The organism is Roseivivax sediminis, assembly GCF_900112685.1.
Taxonomy (GTDB): Bacteria; Pseudomonadota; Alphaproteobacteria; order Rhodobacterales; family Rhodobacteraceae; genus Roseivivax; species Roseivivax sediminis.
In genome coordinates this window covers 93,459-111,666 of record NZ_FOMS01000001.1, presented here as the reverse complement: position 1 = coordinate 111,666, position 18,208 = coordinate 93,459, and the positions used below count along the sequence as shown (strand labels likewise).

19 protein-coding genes are annotated in these 18,208 nt (G+C 68.5%); 4 read left to right on the top strand and 15 right to left on the bottom strand.

All coding sequences use genetic code 11. From position 1 onward, the window contains the following. The first annotated feature begins 11 nt into the window (after positions 1-11). Positions 12-950 carry a 2-hydroxyacid dehydrogenase gene (locus F3H57_RS00565; RefSeq protein ID WP_149753929.1) on the top strand — a complete coding sequence of 313 codons (939 nt, stop codon included), beginning with the start codon at positions 12-14 and terminating at the stop codon, positions 948-950. Positions 951-1,048: 98 nt separating this feature from the next. On the opposite strand, the gene denD is transcribed toward F3H57_RS00565, so the two are convergent. From denD to F3H57_RS00535, 6 genes are read right to left on the bottom strand one after another with little or no spacing between them, the layout of a single operon-like run. After that, positions 1,049-2,014, bottom strand: coding sequence for a D-erythronate dehydrogenase (gene denD / locus F3H57_RS00560; protein WP_149753928.1), 966 nt, complete (start codon positions 2,012-2,014; stop codon positions 1,049-1,051). Then, the gene (locus F3H57_RS00555) at positions 2,011-2,928 is read right to left on the bottom strand and encodes a sugar kinase (protein WP_149753927.1); all 918 of its coding nucleotides are present in this window, start codon (positions 2,926-2,928) and stop codon (positions 2,011-2,013) included. The genes denD and F3H57_RS00555 overlap by 4 nt, the downstream gene beginning before the upstream one ends. Next, positions 2,925-4,292, bottom strand: a complete 1,368-nt coding sequence (locus F3H57_RS00550; RefSeq protein ID WP_149753926.1) for an FAD-binding oxidoreductase — start codon at positions 4,290-4,292, stop codon at positions 2,925-2,927. Before F3H57_RS00550 ends, F3H57_RS00555 begins: the two co-directional genes overlap by 4 nt. After that, entirely contained in the window at positions 4,289-5,203 is a 915-nt protein-coding gene (locus tag F3H57_RS00545) for a dihydrodipicolinate synthase family protein (protein WP_149753925.1), read from the bottom strand. Before F3H57_RS00545 ends, F3H57_RS00550 begins: the two co-directional genes overlap by 4 nt. Positions 5,204-5,246: 43 nt before the next feature. Continuing rightward, the gene (locus F3H57_RS00540) at positions 5,247-5,849 is read right to left on the bottom strand and encodes a LysE family translocator (protein WP_149753924.1); all 603 of its coding nucleotides are present in this window, start codon (positions 5,847-5,849) and stop codon (positions 5,247-5,249) included. Beyond that, positions 5,843-6,880, bottom strand: a complete 1,038-nt coding sequence (locus tag F3H57_RS00535; protein WP_149753923.1) for an L-idonate 5-dehydrogenase — start codon at positions 6,878-6,880, stop codon at positions 5,843-5,845. Before F3H57_RS00535 ends, F3H57_RS00540 begins: the two co-directional genes overlap by 7 nt. Positions 6,881-7,017: 137 nt before the next feature. On the opposite strand from F3H57_RS00535, the gene F3H57_RS00530 reads away from it, so the two are divergent. Beyond that, positions 7,018-7,779 (top strand): SDR family oxidoreductase, encoded by a 762-nt coding sequence (locus F3H57_RS00530; RefSeq protein ID WP_149753922.1) that lies wholly within the window; start codon positions 7,018-7,020, stop codon positions 7,777-7,779. A gap of 99 nt (positions 7,780-7,878) precedes the next feature. On the opposite strand, the gene F3H57_RS00525 is transcribed toward F3H57_RS00530, so the two are convergent. Genes F3H57_RS00525 through F3H57_RS00515 form a run of 3 tightly spaced genes read right to left on the bottom strand, consistent with a single transcriptional unit; the run spans position 7,879 to position 9,283 of the window. Beyond that, positions 7,879-8,199: an AzlD domain-containing protein gene (locus F3H57_RS00525; protein WP_149753921.1), complete on the bottom strand. Its 321-nt coding sequence runs from the start codon at positions 8,197-8,199 to the stop codon at positions 7,879-7,881. Continuing rightward, positions 8,196-8,897 carry an AzlC family ABC transporter permease gene (locus F3H57_RS00520; RefSeq protein WP_149753920.1) on the bottom strand — a complete coding sequence of 234 codons (702 nt, stop codon included), beginning with the start codon at positions 8,895-8,897 and terminating at the stop codon, positions 8,196-8,198. Before F3H57_RS00520 ends, F3H57_RS00525 begins: the two co-directional genes overlap by 4 nt. Further along, the gene (locus tag F3H57_RS00515; protein WP_149753919.1) at positions 8,894-9,283 is read right to left on the bottom strand and encodes a hypothetical protein; all 390 of its coding nucleotides are present in this window, start codon (positions 9,281-9,283) and stop codon (positions 8,894-8,896) included. The genes F3H57_RS00520 and F3H57_RS00515 overlap by 4 nt, the downstream gene beginning before the upstream one ends. Before the next feature lie 121 nt (positions 9,284-9,404). Here F3H57_RS00515 and F3H57_RS00510 point away from each other — a divergent pair, with 121 nt between their 5' ends. Together F3H57_RS00510 and F3H57_RS00505 are read left to right on the top strand one after the other, a co-directional pair. Then, a complete protein-coding gene (locus F3H57_RS00510) occupies positions 9,405-11,186 on the top strand; it encodes an IlvD/Edd family dehydratase (protein WP_149753918.1) in 1,782 nt (593 codons plus the stop codon). A 74-nt stretch (positions 11,187-11,260) separates the two neighbouring features. Further along, the gene (locus F3H57_RS00505; RefSeq protein WP_149753917.1) at positions 11,261-11,998 is read left to right on the top strand and encodes an SDR family oxidoreductase; all 738 of its coding nucleotides are present in this window, start codon (positions 11,261-11,263) and stop codon (positions 11,996-11,998) included. Positions 11,999-12,034: 36 nt separating this feature from the next. Here F3H57_RS00505 and F3H57_RS00500 read toward each other — a convergent pair whose 3' ends face one another. The 6 genes from F3H57_RS00500 to F3H57_RS00475 form a co-directional block, all read right to left on the bottom strand. Continuing rightward, positions 12,035-12,925, bottom strand: coding sequence for a DMT family transporter (locus F3H57_RS00500; protein ID WP_149753915.1), 891 nt, complete (start codon positions 12,923-12,925; stop codon positions 12,035-12,037). Beyond that, positions 12,925-13,650: an SDR family oxidoreductase gene (locus tag F3H57_RS00495; RefSeq protein WP_149753913.1), complete on the bottom strand. Its 726-nt coding sequence runs from the start codon at positions 13,648-13,650 to the stop codon at positions 12,925-12,927. The genes F3H57_RS00500 and F3H57_RS00495 overlap by 1 nt, the downstream gene beginning before the upstream one ends. 7 nt (positions 13,651-13,657) lie before the next feature. Continuing rightward, positions 13,658-14,695: an NAD(P)-dependent oxidoreductase gene (locus F3H57_RS00490; protein ID WP_262504479.1), complete on the bottom strand. Its 1,038-nt coding sequence runs from the start codon at positions 14,693-14,695 to the stop codon at positions 13,658-13,660. Beyond that, the gene (locus F3H57_RS00485) at positions 14,665-16,260 is read right to left on the bottom strand and encodes a TRAP transporter large permease (RefSeq protein WP_188129566.1); all 1,596 of its coding nucleotides are present in this window, start codon (positions 16,258-16,260) and stop codon (positions 14,665-14,667) included. Before F3H57_RS00485 ends, F3H57_RS00490 begins: the two co-directional genes overlap by 31 nt. A gap of 1 nt (position 16,261) precedes the next feature. Further along, positions 16,262-17,068, bottom strand: coding sequence for a TRAP transporter small permease subunit (locus tag F3H57_RS00480; protein ID WP_149753910.1), 807 nt, complete (start codon positions 17,066-17,068; stop codon positions 16,262-16,264). 101 nt (positions 17,069-17,169) lie between these two features. Beyond that, complete coding sequence (locus tag F3H57_RS00475; protein ID WP_149753908.1) at positions 17,170-18,195, bottom strand: TRAP transporter substrate-binding protein; 1,026 nt, start codon at positions 18,193-18,195, stop codon at positions 17,170-17,172. Positions 18,196-18,208 lie beyond the last annotated feature (13 nt).

Sequence of the window (18,208 nt, the reverse complement as noted above, 5' to 3'; positions counted from 1 at the left end):
AAGGACCCCACATGACCGACACCGCGGCCATCGGCAACTACAAGCCCCACGAGCGGGAGGACCTCACGGCCGCGTTCGACCCGCTGCATCTCGACAAGATCTCCGAACTGGCGCGCGTCGACGCAGGCGAGCGCGATCTCGTGCGTGCGGTGGCCTACAAGGGCCATCTGCCCTTCGACGGCGAGATGATGGACCTGCTGCCGAACCTCGGCGTCATCGCCAATTACGGGGTCGGCTACGACGCGATCGACGTGGACGCGGCGACGGAGCGCGGAATCCGCGTGACCAACACGCCGGACGTGCTGAACGACGACGTTGCCGACCTTGCCGTCGCGATGTGGCTGATGCAGCGGCGCGAGATGGAACAGGCCAGCCGCTGGGCGCGCGAGGGCAACTGGAAGGAAAAGGGCGAATACCGTCTGAACACCAAGGCAAGCGGCGGCACGGCCGGCATCCTCGGGCTCGGCCGCATCGGGCGCGAGATCGCGGACCGCCTTTCGGCCTTCAAGATGGAGATTCACTACCATTCGCGCAGCGAGAAGGACACGCCCGGCTGGACCTACCACGCCGATCCGGTGTCGCTGGCGGGCGCGGTCGATTCGCTCTTCATCGCGCTGGTCGGAGGGGCTGAGACGGAGAATTACGTGTCGAAGGAGGTGATCGAGGCGCTGGGCCCGGAAGGCGTGCTCGTCAACATCTCGCGCGGAACGACGGTGGATGAGGGCGCGCTGCTCGATGCGCTGGAAAGCGGCGCGCTGGGGGGCGCGGGGCTCGACGTGTTCCGGGGCGAGCCCGATATCGACCCGCGCTTCTACAAGATCCCGTCGGTGGTTATCCAGCCGCACCAGGGGTCGGGATCGGTGGCGACGCGAGGGGCGATGGCGCAGCTTCAGCGCGACAACATCTCCGCGTTTCTGACCGGGAATGCGCTGCTGACGCCGGTGAACTGAGGCGGCATCCGCTAGCGCAGGACGGGCCGGCGCTGGCCCGGCACCTTCGGTACTGTTCGGGCCATCTTTTCCGGGCTCGGACGGATAGGGCTTTCGCCCTATCTGCCGGGCTTGTCGTCCTCGAGGTAATACCGGACGTTGTCCTTGAAGCTCTCGTCGGCCTTCAGACCGAGCGACAGAGCCTTGCGCGCCTGGATGTCGTAGCGCCAGCCGGTGACGATCCGGCGGATCTCCGGCTGTTTTTCCCAGCGGATCAGCTTCGCCGGCTCGGGGCCGGCGACGGCGGTCATGGCATCGACGACCTCGCGGATCGTCCAGGTGCGCCCCGGCATCTGCATCGCGCGGTTCTGTCCCAGCGCCGCCTCCTCGATCTCCGCACCGCGGATCAGGTTCTCCACGCAAAGCCGGGGGCTGAGGTAGTAGTGCCGGAAATCGTCATCGACCGGACATACCGCCTCCTGCCCGTTCAGCGGCTCGCGCAGGATCGAGGACATGAAGGACGACGCCGCCCGGTTGGGCTTGCCCGGTCGGACGGAGATTGTCGGCAGCCGGAAGGCGCGTCCGTCGATGAAGCCCTTGCGCGAATAATCCGTCACCAGAAGCTCGCCCATCGCCTTCTGCGCGCCGTAGGACGTCTGCGGGTTCAGCGCCGAATGGTCGGTGATCGGGTCCGGAACCTCGCCGCCATAGACCGCGATCGAGGACGAGAACACCACCACGGGCCGCGTGCCGAGCGCGCGGGCCCGCTCCAACACGTTCATCGTGCCCGCAAGGTTGATGCGGTAGCCGGCGTCCACGTCTTCCTCGGCGTGGGCCGACACGATGGCGGCGAGGTGGTAGATCACGTCCACCTCCGGGCCGAGGCAGGCGGCGACGGAGGCCCGATCGGAGATGTCGCAGGTGACGGCCTCCACCGGCACGCCGCTCTCGGGCAGGGCAGGCGCGGCGATGTCGGCTAGGGTGATCTTGGCGATGTCCCGCCCGAGTAGGTGGCCCCGCGCGACAAGCGCACGGGCAAGCTTTTGGCCGACGACGCCGCCGCCGCCGATGATCACTACGTTCATGCCTCGCCTCCTTCGAAGATCTGGGGCACCAGCGCGCCGTGCGCGCCGATGACCTTGGCCGCCAGCGCCATCGCCCGGCGCCCGGCCTCCTCGGGGCCTTCGCCCATCGCGCGTGCGGCGAGCCAGCCGGCGGCGAAGCTGTCTCCCGCGGCGGTGGTATCCACCGGTTCCACCGGCTCGGGGCTGAGCACCGTCTTACCGCCCTCCTCCGTCCAGATCGTCAGCGCCCCGGCGCCGTCCTTGACAACGACCTCCTGCGCGCCCTGGCCGCTGTAGCGCGTTATGGTGTCGTCGGCGGCGGCGTCTCCGAAGAGCTCCGAATCCTCGTCAAAGCTGGGCAGCACGATGTCGGCGGCCGCCGCGCCCATCAGGATGCCTTGGCGCATAGCTTCGGCGCCTTCCCACAGGCGCGGGCGCAGGTTGGTGTCGAAGCACACCCGCGCCCCGCGCGCCCGCGCCTCGCGCAGCGCGTTGCACAGACGGATGCGCGCCTCGGGCGCGAGGATCGCCAGCGTGATGCCCGAGAAATGGACGACGTCGCGGTCCTCCAGCATGCCCTGAAGCCGCTCCGCGTCGTCCGCCAGAAGCCGCGCGGCCGAGTGCGAGCGCCAGTAGGAAAAGCTGCGCTCCCCCCGGTCGAGCGAGATCATGTAGAGCCCGGGCGAGCGCCCCTCGATCCGCGCCAGCGCGGAGATATCGAGGCCCTCGGCCTCGAAGAAGGCCGCCATCTCGTCGGAGATCGCGTCGGTGCCGATTGCGCTGCCATAGGCGACGGACCAGTCGCCCGGCAGCAGGCGACGTGCGTACCAGGCGGTGTTGAACGTGTCGCCGGCAAAGCCGCGGCGGTAGAGTCCGCCCTCGGTCTGGGCCATCTCGACCATGCATTCGCCGACGGCGAGGAAGGATTGGGTCATTGTGCCTCCGGCAGAAGTTTACCCGGATTGAGGATGCCGCGCGGGTCGAACGCCGTCTTGACCGCGCGCATGTAGGCCACCGCGGGCCCGTGTTCGGCGTCCATGAAGCCCTGCTTGCCGATGCCGATGCCGTGCTCGCCCGACACTGTGCCGCCGAGCGCCAGCGCCTTCTCGGCAAGCCGGTGGGTGAAGTCCTCCACCCGCGCCATTTCGCCCATGTCATCGGGATCGACGCAGATCCCGCAATGGAAGTTGCCGTCGCCGACATGGCCGACGATGGTCGAGGTCAGGTCCAGCCGCACGCATTCCTCCTGCGCCCAGACGACGGCGCCCGCAAGCCGCGAGATCGGCACGCATACATCCGTCGCGCAGATCCGTTTGCCGGGACCGAGCGCGGCCGAGGCGTAATGCGCGTCGTGCCGCATCGTCCAGAGCTTCGTGCGATCCTCTGCCTTGGTAGCGGTGGCGATACCCTCCGCGCCGAAATCGGCGGCGAGCGCGGCGAAGGTCTCGGCCTGTTCGGCGACGCCGGCGGGGGTGCCGTGGAATTCGAGGAAGAGATGCGGCAGCTCCGGCAGGCCGGCCTCGGAATACAGGTTGAAGCCGCGCACCATGACCTCGTCCAGAAGCTCGATCCGCGCGACCGGCAGGCCCGACTGGATCGTCAGGATGACGCAATCCACTGCCGCGGCGACGGAGGGAAAGCGGCAGGTGGCGGCGGTGACCGCCTCCGGGATGCCCGACAGGCGCAGGGTGAGCGCGGTGATGATTCCCAGCGTGCCCTCGGAGCCGATCAGCAGGTGCGTCAGGTCATAGCCGGTGGAGGACTTGCGCGCGCGCGATCCGGTGCGGATCACCGTGCCGTCCGCCATCACCGCCTCGAGCGCGAGCACGTTGTCGCGCATCGTGCCGTAACGCACGGCCGTGGTGCCCGAAGCCCGCGTCGCCGCCATCCCGCCGATGGAGGCGTCGGCGCCGGGATCGACCGGGAAGAAGAGGCCGGTGTCCCGCAGCTCCTCGTTCAGGCGCTTGCGGGTGAGGCCGGGCTGCACCTCGCAGGTCAGATCCTCGGCGTTGACGCTCAGCACCCGCGCCATGCGCGACATGTCGAGGCTGATCCCCCCGCGGATCGCGAGGTGCTGCCCTTCGAGGGAGCTTGCCGCGCCGCAGGCGGTCACCGGGATGCCCTGCGCGTGACAATGGGCGAGGATGGCTGAGACCTCTTCGGTGGTCTCGGGATAGGCCACCGCGTCGGGCGGGGTGGTGGGATAGTACGTCTCGTTCCGGCCGTGCTGGGTGCGGTCCGCCTCGCTCGTCACGAGGCGGTCGCCGAGGATCGTCTGAAGTCCGCCGAGGTCCATCATTTCCCCCAGCGCAAGACGAGCGGGTCGAGCGGGCGCAGCAGCTCCATCAGCATCCCGTGCGTGTCCGGGTGCAGGGGCGCGATCGGGTGGCGGCAGAAGGCCGAGCCGATGACGCCGCCTTCCACCATCGCCGCCTTGGCGGAGCGGAAGCCGCATTGCCGGTTCTCGTGGTTCACCGCCGGCAGCACGCGGGCATAGCCGTCGAACGCAGCCTGCCGGTTGCCGGCAAGGAAATCCTTCACGACCGGGCCGATCAGGTCGGGGATCATGGCCGAGGTCATGGTGCCGGTGCAGCCGGCGTCGAGATCCGCCAGAAGCGTGATCGCCTCCTCGCCGTCGAACGGCCCCTCGATGGCCTCGCCGCCCGCGGCGATCAGCGCGCGCAGCTTCGCGGCGGCCTGCGGGCATTCGATCTTGAAGAGCTTGAGCATCTCGATCTCGCGCGCCATCCTGACCAGCAGCGGCACCGGCAGATCGACGCCCGACAGCGGCGCGTCCTGCAGCATGATCGGGATGCCGACCTCGCCCACCTGCCGGAACTGTTCGAAGGTCTGCTCGGCCGTGCCCTTCATCAGGGCGCCATGATAGGGCGGCATCATCATCACGATGGCGGCGCCGAGGTCCTTGGCCTCCTGCGCGCGGGCGACGACGATCGGCGTGGCATAGTGGCTGATCGTGACGATCACCGGCACGCGGCCCGCGACGTGTTCGAGGCAGAGCCGCGTGAGCGTGCGCCGTTCGTCGTCGGTGATCAGGAATTGTTCGGAGAAGTTGGCGAGGATGCAGATCCCGTCGACCCCCTGGTCGATCATCAGGTCCAGCACCCGCTTCATGCCGCCCTCGTCGAGGCTGCCGTCCTCGTGGAACGGGGTCGGCGCGACGGGCCAGATGCCGGTGTAGGATATGCTCATTTTCGGCTCCTTGCGAAAAGCGAAACATGGGGCGGGCGCGGTGTCACGCGGCGGTGCGCGCGCCCGAAAGGATGGCAAGCGCCACGACCGCCAGCATCGAGGCCGCCATGGCATAGTTGATCCGCCGCTGCGCCGCATCCCCCGGATCGAGCCGGTGGAGCGACGCGCCGGCCCAGAGCCAGGCGAGGTGGATCGGGATCCAGATCGCGTTCACGATCAGGAGCTTGGAGGCGGTCTCGAACGCCAGGTTCTGCGGCGCGTAGGGAAAGCCGGCGAACAGCGTGGTGTTGACCGCGTAGGCCTTGGGGTTGATCGCCTGCAGCAGGATTCCGGCAGGGAGGCCCGGCGGGGCCTTCGCCTCGATGAAGGCGACGCGGGCGCCGGCGAAGGCGATGCGCGCGGCGAGGTAGCACAGATAGCCGATCGAGGCGGCCATCAGCAGCGCACGCAGCCACGGCACCGACAGGACGATTGCGGCGATGCCGGTGATGACCCCCGCCGCGACGATGTTGGTCCCGATGAACAGCCCGGCGACGTAGGCCAGTCCGGGCCGGAAGCCGTAGCCCGCGCCGACGCCGGCCGTCGACAGAACGCCCGGTCCGGGCGTGATGATCAGGAAGAACACCGCCGCGGCGAAGGTCAGCACGACTGGAACTCCAGCTGCACCTTCATCGCGCGCGACCGGTCCAGGGCCGTGGCGAAGGCCTCTTCGTAATCGTCAAGCCGGAAGCTGTGGGTCAGCAGCGGGCGCACGTCGATCAGGCCCTTCTGCATGAGCGTCACCGCCACGGAAAACTCCGCGTGGAAGCGGAAGGCGCCGGCGATCTCCAACTCCTTGGCGGTGATCTGCATCATCGGCAGTGCCATGTCGCCCGAGAGCCCGAGCTGCACAACGCGTCCGCGCGGGCGCAGCGCGGCGACGCCCGCGCGCAGGGCCGCTTCCGCCCCGGAACACTCGATCATCACGTCGAAGCTGCCCTTGCCTTCGCTCCAGGGCGCCAGCGCCTCGGGGTCCGCCCGCGTGTCGAGGGCGTGGTCGGCGCCGGCCGCGCGGGCGAAGTCCAGCGCGGGCCCGGCGATATCGGTGGCCACGATCTCGCCCGCGCCGGCGCGGCGCAGCGCCAGGATCGCCAGCACGCCGATCGGCCCGCAGCCTGTCACCACCGCACGCATCCCGAGCACCGGGCCGGCGCGGCGCACCGCATGGAGCGCCACCGACAGGGGTTCGGCCATCGCCGCCTCGGCGGGACTGAGCCCGCCGGCCGGGACACATTGCGCGGCGTCCGCGACCATCTCTTCCCGGAAGGCGCCCTGGACATGCGGGAAAGGCATCGCCGAGCCGTAGAAGCGCATGTCGAGGCACTGGTTCGGCAATCCCCGCAGACATTCGGTGCAGGCGCGGCAGGGGCGCGAGGGTGAGATCGCCACGAGGTCGCCGGGGGCAAGGCCGCTCACGCCCGGTCCGGTCTCCTCCACGTGGCCCGACACCTCGTGCCCGAGGATCATCGGCTCGCGCAGCCGCACCGCGCCGAAGCCGCCATGGGTGTAGTAGTGCAGGTCCGACCCGCAGATGCCGCCACGGGCGAGCCGCACGCGCACTTCGCCTGGGCCGGGCCGCGCGATGTCGGTCTCGCCGAGCCGCAGATCGCGCGCACCATGCGCAAAAAGTGCCTTCACCGGCGCGTCTCCTCCCCCTTCGGTCCGCCGCGCCCAACGGTTTGCATCCGGGGCGCTTTGGTATACCATTTTCATCAACACGGGAATGCCGGGGGATGTCAACCGCCCGCCGGCCACGCCCGGGGCCGGGAGGTAGCATGCAAGAATTCGACCTTCGGGGGCGCGCGGCCCTCGTCACCGGATCCTCGATGGGGATCGGATACGCACTGGCGCGCGGACTGTCGCGGGCCGGCGCGCGCATCGTGCTGAACGGGCGCAATGCCGACCGGCTCGACGCCGCTGCGGCGGCCCTGCGGGATACCGGCGCGGAAGTCGCGGTGCTGCCCTTCGACGTGACCGACGCCGAAGAGGCCGCGGCTGCGGTGGACCGCTACGAGCGCGACGAGGGACCGCTCGACATCCTCGTGAACAATGCCGGCATGCAGCACCGCACCCCGCTCGAGGATTTCCCGGTGGAGGCGTTCGACCGGCTGATGCGGACCAACGTGAACTCCGCCTTCTATGTCGGTCAGGCGGTGGCGCGGCACATGATCCCGCGCGGGCAGGGGCGGATCGTCAACATCGCCAGCGTGCAGGCGCAGCTCGCACGGCCGGGGATCGCGCCCTACACCGCGTCCAAGGGGGCGATCGTCAACCTGACGAAGGGGATGGCGACCGACTGGGCGCGGCACGGGCTGAACGTCAACGCCATCGCGCCGGGCTATTTCGACACGCCGCTCAACGCCGCTCTGGTGGCCGATCCGGACTTCTGCGCCTGGCTGGAGAAGCGTACGCCCGCCGGCCGCTGGGGCCGCGTCGAGGAGCTCGTCGGCGCCTGCGTGTTCCTGACCTCGGACGCGGCGAGCTTCGTGAACGGGCACGTGCTCTATGTCGACGGGGGGATTACGGCCAGCCTGTGAGGCGCGGGTGGTGCTGCCGGGAGCGAGGGGCCAGCCCCTCGCGCTCCCCGGGGTTTACCTGGCCAGATGAAGGAGGGGCCGGGTTTTCGGGAGGCGCGGTCAGGACAGCCACTGAAGCGCATAGAGCGTGCCCATGCCGGCGAAGATGGCGCCGATGACGGAGCCGCTGAGGCCGACGGCGAGGGCGGCGCAGGCGGCCGCGATGCGGATCGGGTCGAGCGTGCCGCCGGTGGCGTCGGGCCAGAGGACCAGCGGCAGGATCAGCGCCGGGAAGACCGCCACGCCCACGTATTTGAGGTGCAGAAGAGCCCAGTCGGGCAGCGTGCGCCCGCCGAGCAGGCCCAGGAAGGAAAAGCGGATCAGGAAGGTGCCGGCACCCAGCAGGATGGTGAGCACCCAGAACGCGGTGTCGGAGATCATGCGGCACGCCTCCTTGCCAGCCAGAGTTCGCATTGCGCCCCGGCAACCATGGCGGCCGGCGCGGCGATGACGAGGCCGAGCTTCCACGGAAGCCAGGCGAAGGCCAGGGCGGTTACGGCCGAGACGAAGGCGGCGACGATATGCGGGCCAGAGCGCAAGAGCGGCGCCAAAAGCGCGATGAAGCAGACCGGCACCGCGAAATCGAGCGACAGCGCCTCCGGCAGCGCCTCGCCGATCACCGCGCCGAGGAAGGTGCAACCGTACCAGAGCGGGCAGATCGCCGCCATGCAGCCGAAATAATAGGCCACCCGCTGCGGGGCGGTCATCTGCGGCCGTTCCTCGTAGGCGCGTACCGCCACCGCGAAGGACTGGTCCACCATCAGGTAGGCCATCAGCGCCCGCGTGGAGAGGCGGGCATGGCCGAGATAGGGCACGAGCGCGGCGGAATACATCGCCATGCGCAGATTCACCGCCAGCCCGCCGATCAGCGCCACCACGACGGGCGCGTTGTCCTGCAGGAGCGCGAGCGCGGTGAATTGCGAGGCGCCGGCGATCACCAGGACCGCCATGGAGACTGTCTGCAGGATATCGAGCCCCGCTTCGCGCGCGACCACGCCGAAGAGCATCGAAAAGGGGATCACGATGATCATGAACGGCGCGCAGTCGCGGGCGCCTTCGTAGAAGCTGCGGGCCGTCATTCGGAGAGCGCTCCCCGGCGGAAGAGCCGCGCATAGGCCGGACCGGAGGCCCGCGCCTCGCAGCGCGTGCGGACGATCTCGGAGGTTCGGGCATTGGGGTGGCGGGCGAGCGCCTCCGTCCGGTCGCATGGCACGAAGCCGGCGAGCGCGCCGTACCTGCCCTCGGTCCCCCGGATCGCGGTGACATGGTCGCGGACGTCGTCGCGCGATGCCGGCAACCGGGCGCGGGTGCCGGCCGTCCGGGCTTCTTCCGTCCCGCCGGAGCGGGCGGCCGTGACAGGGCCATCGGCGCGGGCACGGGCCAGGCAGGTCTCGGGCGCATCGAGCGCCAACTCGGCGCTGGCGGGCGCGCCGAAGACGGCAAGGAGCGCGGCATTGCGTATCATGAGGGGCCTCTCTTCCGGGGCCGTGGAAACCCCTTGCATTTGGTATACCAAATTGAGAAGGTGCGGCAAGAGGAGGCAGGCGGGCAGGGACTCCGCCCACCGACCGGAAGGAGATCACGACTTGGCCGACACCCGCGCCCGCAAGCGATTCCGCTCGCAGGAATGGTTCGACAACCCCAACAACCCGGGCATGACCGCGCTCTACCTTGAGCGCTACCAGAACCAGGAATACACCCGCGACGAGCTGCAGGGCGACCGCCCCGTCATCGGCATCGCGAATACCGGCTCCGACCTCGCGCCGTGCAACAAGATCCACGTCTTCCTGATGGACCGGATCAAGGCCGGCATCCGCGATGGCGGCGGCATCCCGATGGAGTTTCCCGTCCATCCGATCCAGGAGACCGGCAAGCGCCCGACCGCGGCACTGGACCGCAACCTGGCGTATATCAGCCTTGTCGAAGTGCTCCACGGCTACCCGATCGACGGCGTGGTGCTGACCACCGGGTGCGACAAGACCACGCCGGCGATGCTGATGGGCGCGGCGACGGTGGACATCCCGGCCATCGCGCTCAACGGCGGGCCGATGCTGGACGGCTGGTGGAAGGGCCAGCGCGCCGGGTCGGGCACGATCATCTGGGAATCGCGGCGCCTGCTGGCCGAGGGCAAGATCGACTACGACGAGTTCATCTCCCGGGCCTGCGCCTCGGCGCCGTCGCTGGGGCATTGCAACACGATGGGCACCGCGTCGACGATGAACGCGATGGCCGAGGCGCTGGGCATGACGCTGCCGGGATCGTCCGCGATCCCCGCGCCGTTCCGCGAGCGCATGGCGATGGCCTACGAGACCGGCAAGCGGATCGTCGGCATGGTGCTGGAGGATCTCAAGCCGTCTGACATCCTCACGCGCGAGGCGTTCGAGAACGCCATCGTGGTCAACGGCGCCATCGGCGGGTCGACCAACGCCCCGCCGCACCTGCAGGCGGTCGCGCGGCATGCCGGAGTGGACCTCGACGTCAAGGACTGGGAGACGATCGGCTTCGACGTGCCGCTGCTGGTGAACATGCAGCCGGCGGGGGCCTATCTGGGCGAGAGCTTCTTCCGCGCCGGCGGCGTGCCGGCGGTGATGGGCGAGCTGGTCAGGGCCGGGCGCATCCACGGCGCTTGCCGCACGGCCTCGGGCCGGACGATGGCGGAGGTCCTGGAGGGTGTGGCGAGCGTCGATCACGAGGTCATCAAGACCTGCGCCGCACCGATGCGCGAGAATGCCGGGTTCAAGGTGCTCTCCGGCAACCTCTTCGAGTCGGCGCTGATGAAGACCTCGGTGATCTCGGAGGATTTCCGGCGCCGCTTCCTGTCGACGCCGGGGCAGGAGGGCATCTACGAGGCCCGCGCCGTCGTCTTCGAGGGACCCGAGGATTACCACGACCGGATCAACGATCCCGATCTCGGGATCGACGAGACGACGGTGCTGTTCATCCGTGGTGTCGGCTGCGTCGGCTATCCCGGCTCGGCCGAGGTGGTGAACATGCAGCCGCCCGATGCGCTGATCCGGGCGGGCGTCGCGCATCTGCCGACCGTCGGGGACGGGCGGCAATCGGGCACGTCGGAGAGCCCGTCGATCCTCAACGCCTCGCCCGAGGCGGCGGTCGGCGGGGGGCTTGCTCTCTTGCGGACGGGAGACCGGGTGCGGCTCGATCTGAACGCCAGCCGGATGGACGCGCTGGTGGACGAGGCCGAGTGGGCGCAGCGCCGCGCGGACTGGAGCTCGCCCGATCTGCACCACCAGACGCCGTGGCAGGAGATCTACCGCACCCATGTCGGCCAACTCGGCGACGGCGGCTGCCTGGAACTCGCGACGGCCTATCGCCGCATCGCGCGGGACTTGCCCCGCGACAACCACTGAAGCACACCGGCCGGGGCAGCGCGCAGAATTCTAGCTAAAATTCTGCGCCCGGCGGAGAGGTATGGGAGGACGACATGGCGCAGGGCATCGTGATCACCGGAGCGGGGAGCGGCATCGGCCGTCTCACCGGGCGGGCGTTTCTGGACGCGGGCTGGAAGGTCGCGCTGGTCGGGCGGCGGCCGGCGCCTCTGGAGGAGACGGCGGAGGGCCGCGAGGGTGCGCTCGTCCTGCCGTTCGACGTCACCGACGAGGCCGCCGTGGCCGAAGGCTTCGCGACGGTGGCGCGCGAATGGGGGCGGCTCGACGCGCTCTTCAACAATGCGGGGGTGAGCCTCGGCACCGGCATGATCGACGAGATCGAGGTCGCCGACTGGCACAACCTGCTGAATATCAACGTGCACGGCATGTTCCTGTGCGCCCGCGCCGCCTTCGGGCTGATGCGCCGGCAGGATCCGCAGGGCGGGCGGATCATCAACAACGGGTCGATCTCGGCGCATGTGCCGCGCTACGGCTCGGCGCCCTACACGATCTCCAAGCACGCGATCACCGGGCTGACGCGCTCGCTCAGCCTCGACGGGCGGGAGTTTGACATCGCCTGCGGGCAGATCGACATCGGCAACGCGCTCACCGACATGGCCGAGAAGATGACAAAGGGCGTGCCGCAGGCCGACGGCTCGGTCGCGGTGGAGCCGGTGATGGACGCCGAACACGTGGCCAGCAGCGTTCTGCACATGGCGTCGCTGCCGCTCTCGGCGAACGTGCAGTTCATGACGGTGATGGCGAGCGCGATGCCCTATATCGGACGCGGCTGAAGGTGGCCCCGGCGGCGCGCCCGCCGCCGGGGCCGGTCACGCGGCACCGGCCTGCTGGCGTTCGCGCTGCCAGATGTAGAGGCCCGCGGCGATGATCACCGCGGCGCCGGCGAGCGTCCAGACCGTCGGCCATTCCCCGAACACCACGATCGAGGCGAAGGCGGCGAGGAACACCTGGATATAGACCATCGGCGCCAGCAGCGAGGCGTCCGCCCAGCGATGCGCGATGGTGGCGCAGATGTGTCCCGCCGCGCCGAAGCCGCCGATGCCGCAGAAGACCATCCAGGTCAGCGGCGAGTCCGGCCAGGTCCAGCCCGGGATCACGAACGGAAAGAGCACCGCGGCGGCGAGGCCGGAGGACCACAGCTGCTGCGTCGCGTTCGCCTCCACCCCCGCGAGCATCCGCGTCATGATGAAGTAGAGCGACGCGAAGGTCAGCGCCGCGAGCGACAGCAGCATCGCCGGGTGGAATTCCGCGCCCCAGGGCTGGATCACGATCAGCACGCCGAGAAAGCCGGTGCAGACGGCGGCGATGCGGCGGATGCCGACACGCTCGCCGAGGATCGGAATCGCCAGAAGCGTCACCACGATCGGCCCCGAGAACATGATCGTCGTGGTCACCGTGATCGGCAGGAATTGCAGCGCCGTGAAGTTGCAGATCGTGGAGCCGGCCAGGAAGGCTGAGCGCATCACCTGCTTGCCCGGACTGTTGGAACGCAGCGCCCCGCGCCCCTCCTGCGGCAGGTAGAGCGCGAGCGCCAGGAGCGCGTGCCCGGCATAACGCGCGAACACCACCTGCAGCGCCGGCACCCCCGCCAGGATCAGCCACTTGGCGGAGGTGTCGATGCAGGTGAAGAAGCTCACCGCCAGGCACATGGTCAAAAGCCCGGCGGAGGCCCGGTCTTCGCGGGGAATTGCCTCTCCCATCAGCCGACCGACCAGGCCCCGTCGATGATGTGAGCCTGGCCGGTGGTGAAGGCGCTTTCGTCCGAGGCCAGATAAAGCGCGAGATGCGCGATCTCCTCGGCGGTGCCGATCCGGCCCATGGGCTGACGCGCGATGAAAGCCTTCTTCGCGGCCTCGTAGTCGCCGGTGGCGCGCAGTCGGTCGTGTAGCGACGGGCTGTCTACGGTGCCGGGGCAGATCGCGTTCACGCGCACGCCCTGGGTGACGTAATCGAGCGCCACGGACTTCGTCAGCGCGATCACCGCCCCCTTGGAGGCGCCGTAAACGCAGCGGCCCGGCGCCGCGACGATGCTGGAGGCGACCGAGGCGATGTTGACGATTGACCCGCCGCCGCGCTCGATCATGCCCGGCAGTACCGCCTGCATCGCCAGGAACTGCGACTTGACGTTGAGATCGAAGGCGAAGTCGAATTCGTCCTCGGTCGCGTCGAGGAGCGCGCCGGCATGCACGATGCCAGCGCAGTTGACGAGCACGTCCGGCGCGGCGGCCTCGATCGCGCGCGTCAGCGCCGCCTTGTCGGTCACGTCCAGCGCGGCCGTCTGCGCGCTCTCCAGGCCGTCCAGAAGCGCGGCATCACGGTCGGTGGCGATGACCGAGGCGCCTTCGCGCACGAAACTTTCGGCGATGGCCCGGCCGATGCCCTGGCCGGCCGCGGTGACGAACGCCGTCTTGCCCTGCAATCGCATCTCTGTGTCAGTCCTTCTTGAGGTTCTCGGAAAGCCAGTCGACCATCTGCGGGATCATCAGATCGCCGCTGCCGCCGGCCTTTGCCTCCGACAGGGTGGCGTCGGCGGCGCCGGACATGCGGCTGGCGAGGCCCAGATCCTCGGTCATCTGGCGGTAGTACCCGACATCCTTGGACCCGTTGGCGACCGAGAACGCAAGGTCGACCTTCCCGTCGACCGCGTAGTTGCGGATGAAGTCCATCATTCCCGAATGCAGCGGGCCGGCCGACATCACGCCGTAGAGCGCCTGCCGGTCGATCCCGGCGGCGTCGGCCGCGGCGAAGGCCTCGGACATCGCGGTGGCGGTGGTCATGGCGAAGAAGTTGTTGATCAGCTTGATCGTGTGCCCGTTGCCGAGCTTGCCGAGGTGAAACACGTTCTCGCCCAGAACCTCCAGCACCGGCTTGACGCTTGCATAGGCGTCCTCGTTCCCGGCGCACATGATGTTGAGCATGCCGTCCTTGGCGTGGGACGGCGTGCGCCCCAGCGGCGCGTCGAGGTAGATCGCGCCCTTCTCGGCCAGCGCGGCGCCGATCTTCAGCGTGGAGGCGGGCAGGGAGGTGCCGAAGTCGATCACCACCTGGCCATCCTTCGCGCCGGCGAGGACGCCGTCGTCGCCGAAGATCCGCGCCTCGACCTGCTCGGACGTGCCGACGCAAAGCATCACGATGTCCGTCTCTTCGGCGAGGGTGCGCGCGCTCGCGGCCTCGGTGCCGCCGCGGCCGACGGCTTCCTCGAGTCCGGTTCGATCGCGGTTCCCGAGCACCGTGACCGGGTGGCCCGCCTTCTGCAGGCATTCGACCATCGCGCGGCCCATCAGGCCGAGGCCGATGAATCCGATTTTCTCCTGTGCCATCGGGTGTCTCCGTTCTGTTTCGGTTACGTGGCCGCGCCGGTCCGCGACCGAGCGGCGGGCTGGTTGATCTGGTCCGGCCGCGGCCCGGGGCGGTCGGTGGACCGCCCCGGGCGATGCGCTCAGAGGAAGAGTGTGACGATCGGCGGCCACATCAACAGCACCGACAGCGCCAGGAGTTGCAGCGCGATGAAGGGCAGGAAGCCGCGGAAGATGTCGGTGAGCGAGATGTGCGCCGGGGCCACGGATTTCAGGTAGAACGCGGCCGGCCCGAAGGGCGGCGACAGGAAGCTGACCTGCATGTTCATGCAGAACACCACGCCGAACCAGATCGGGATGTAGCGCGCGTCGATGGAGGCGAGCCAGCCGATCTCCTCGGCCGGCAGGCGCACCACGATGGGCAGGAAGACCGGCATGATCAGCAGCACGATCCCGATCCAGTCCATGAACATGCCCATGATCAGGAAGATCAGCATCATGATCAGGATCACGCCCATGGTCGGCATCTCGGCCCCGACGATCAGGTTGGCGACGTAGTTCGGCCCGCCGGCGAGCGTGTACGCGGCCGCCAGCGCCGCGGCGCCGATGGTCACCCAGATGATCGTGCCGGTGGACTTGAGCGTTCGCATCAGGCTGTCCCAGACGATGTCGAATGTCATCTCGCGCCGGACGAGACCGATGACGAAGACGGCGACGACGCCCATGCCCGCGGCTTCGGTGATGCCGGTGATGCCGCCGTAAATCGACCCCAGCACGACGCCGATCACCACGATGGGGGCGACGAGGCCCTTGCCCATGTCCCAGCCGCGCGCCGTACGCTCGCGTCCGACGAGCAGGAAGACCACCGCCGCGAGGATCGCGAAGGCGCCGATCAGCCAGGGGATGTCGCTCATCATGCCCAAGAGGATCGGGTCGACGCCTTCGCGCACGACGTTCGCCCCGGTGGCGGTGAAGAACAGCGCCCGCAGGATCAGAACTCCGACGACCCACATGCCCAGACGCGACAGGAAACCGAGGAACATCAGCCCCTTCTCGCCGCCCTGCGGGTCCTCGTCGCCCTGTTCGGGCAGGGGAGCCTTGGACGGGTCGAGCCGGGTGATGACGATGATGTAGATGATGAAGAACGAGGCCAGCATGAAGCCGGGCAGGAACGACGCGGTGAACAGCGACTTGATCGAGGTCTCGGTCACCAGCCCGTAGAAGATCAGCACGATCGAGGGCGGGATCATCGTGCCGAGCGATCCCGACGCGCAGATCGTACCGATGGCAAGGTTCTGGTTGTAGCCCAGACGCAGCATCTGCGGCAGCGCGATCAGGCCGAGCAGCACCACCTCGCCGCCGATGATGCCGGACATCGCCGCCATGATGACCGCCATGACCGAGGTCACGATGGCGATGCCGCCGCGGGTGCGCGACAGCCAGACATTGAGCGACGAATACATGTCGCGCGCGATGCCGGAGCGCTCCAGCAGTGCCGCCATGAAGATGAACAGCGGTATGGAGATGAGGACGTAGTTCGTCATCTGCCGGTAGACCGCCTGTGCCAGCACCGACATCGGCCCCTGTCCGAAGGTGCGGAACAGGATGTCGACGTCGAATTTCAGCAGCAGCGTGACGAAGGCCAGGAAGGCCGATGCGAAGCCGAGCGGCATGCCGATCGCAAGGAGCGCGAACATCGCCAGCAACAGGATCAAGCTCAGAGTGCCGATATCCACCATGTCAGTCGTCCTTCAGCGCGCGGCGCATCGCTTCGATCTCGTGCTCGTCGGGCTCGTCGGTGTGTTTTTCCGGCGCCTTGTTCCAGTCGGCGATGAGGTTCGATACCGCCTGGATGGCGACCAGAAGGATGATGATCAGGATCGCCGGCTTCACGGTGCCGGGGATCGGCGGATCCCACGCGGTGCCGAAGGTTTCCATCCGCATCATCCGGCGCATGGCGTCGTTGTAGCCGCCCCAGATCAGCGCGAAGGTGAAGACGCAGATCAGCGACACCGAAATCACGTCGGACGCCTTCTGCATCCAGCGCGGCATCATGTCGTAGATCACGTAGATGCGGATATGGCTGCGCTGCTGCATCGCGTAGAGGCCGGCCAGAAGGAAGATGAAGGCGGCGATCCACAGCGACAGCTCGTTCGCCCAGAGCGTGGGGCGCGCGAAGACGTAGCGCGAGACGACCTCGTAGAACATCACCAGCACGATGAAGGCGATCGCGATCATCGCGAGGCGCGAACACACAAGGCTGACATAGTCGAAGAAACCTTGCGGCCTGGGCTCGATCGGGCCGATGAAGTCCGACAGGTAGAGCGAGCCGAACAACAGAGCCAGCGACAGGCAGACGATCAGGGCGATGACCAGGGGGCGCCCCCCGGGCCGGATCATCTCGTACATGCCGGCGGCGTTCTCGGGGTCGAGGATCAGCAGTACCGCCAGGATCGCCCATAGGGCAGCGGCGAGCGCGGTGAAGGCGATCATGCCCCAGCGGACGGGTGCGCGCAGTCTGCCCAGCCAGACGCTGTGTCTCGTCATCGGTCGCGACCTTTCGAAAACCGGGCGGCCGCGGGGGCCGCGGGACGGAAACGGACGGGCCTGCGGCCCGTCCGCCGTGTCGGTTCAGCCTCCGGTCCGGATCAGCCGTCTTCGCCGGAGATCAGGCCCAGGTCGGTGAGGTACGCCTTGTGGCTTTCGACCAGCGCGGCGGCCTCCGGCGTCTTCTCGGCCCAGCGGTCCCAGGCGGTCTGCGCCGCCTCGCGGAACGCGGCGCGATCCTCTTCGGCCCAATCGTGCAGCGTCACGCCCTGTTCACGCAGCTCGGCCGCGGCTTCGGCGTTCTTCTTCTCGTTCGACAGGGTGGTGTGCAGCGTCAGCTTCTGCATCGCGGTGTCGATGATCCGCTGGTGCTGCTCGCTGAGCCCGTCCCAGACCGACTTGTTGCACGCCAGGTGGTCCGACGGCATCGAGTGGAAGCCGGGATAGGTCGCGTGGTCGACGATGTCGTAGAGGCCGAGCCCGACATTGTTGGCCAGGCCCGAGGCGTCGGCGCCGTCGATGATGCCGGTCTCGAGCGCGGTGAAGATCTCCGTGAAGTCCATCACGATGGGCGAGGCGCCCAGCTCTTCGAAGATCTCGGTCTCCATGCCCGGAGGCGAACGGAACTTCCAGCCTTCCAGATCCTCGATGGTGGCCACCGGGGAGGACGACGAGAGCGATTCCTGGCCGTAGAGCCACCAGCCGATGAGCTGCATGTCGTTGGCGTTGTAGAGCTCCTGCGCCGCGTCGTAGCCGCCGCCGTAGTAGAGCCACGAGATCTGCTGCCACGGCGTGTCGTAGCCGCCCATGATGTCGCCCACGAACTGGAACGCGGCATTCTTGCCGGTCTGGTAGGCGCCGCCGGTCATGTCGCAGTCGAGGATGCCGTTGACCGCGGCGTCCCAGGTCTCGGTCGTGCCGACCACCGAGGAGGAATAGAACATCTCGATGGCGATTTCGCCGCCGGACATGGTCTCGACGTCGTCGATGAACTGCTGGGCGAGCTGGCCCGAGGGATGCTCGGTCGCGTAGTGGGTCTGGATGCGCAGGGTTACCTCCTGCGAAAGGGCCGGAACGGCGGTCAGGACGACGGCCGAGGCCGTCGCGAGAAGCGTCTTCATGGTCATGTCTGTCCTCCCT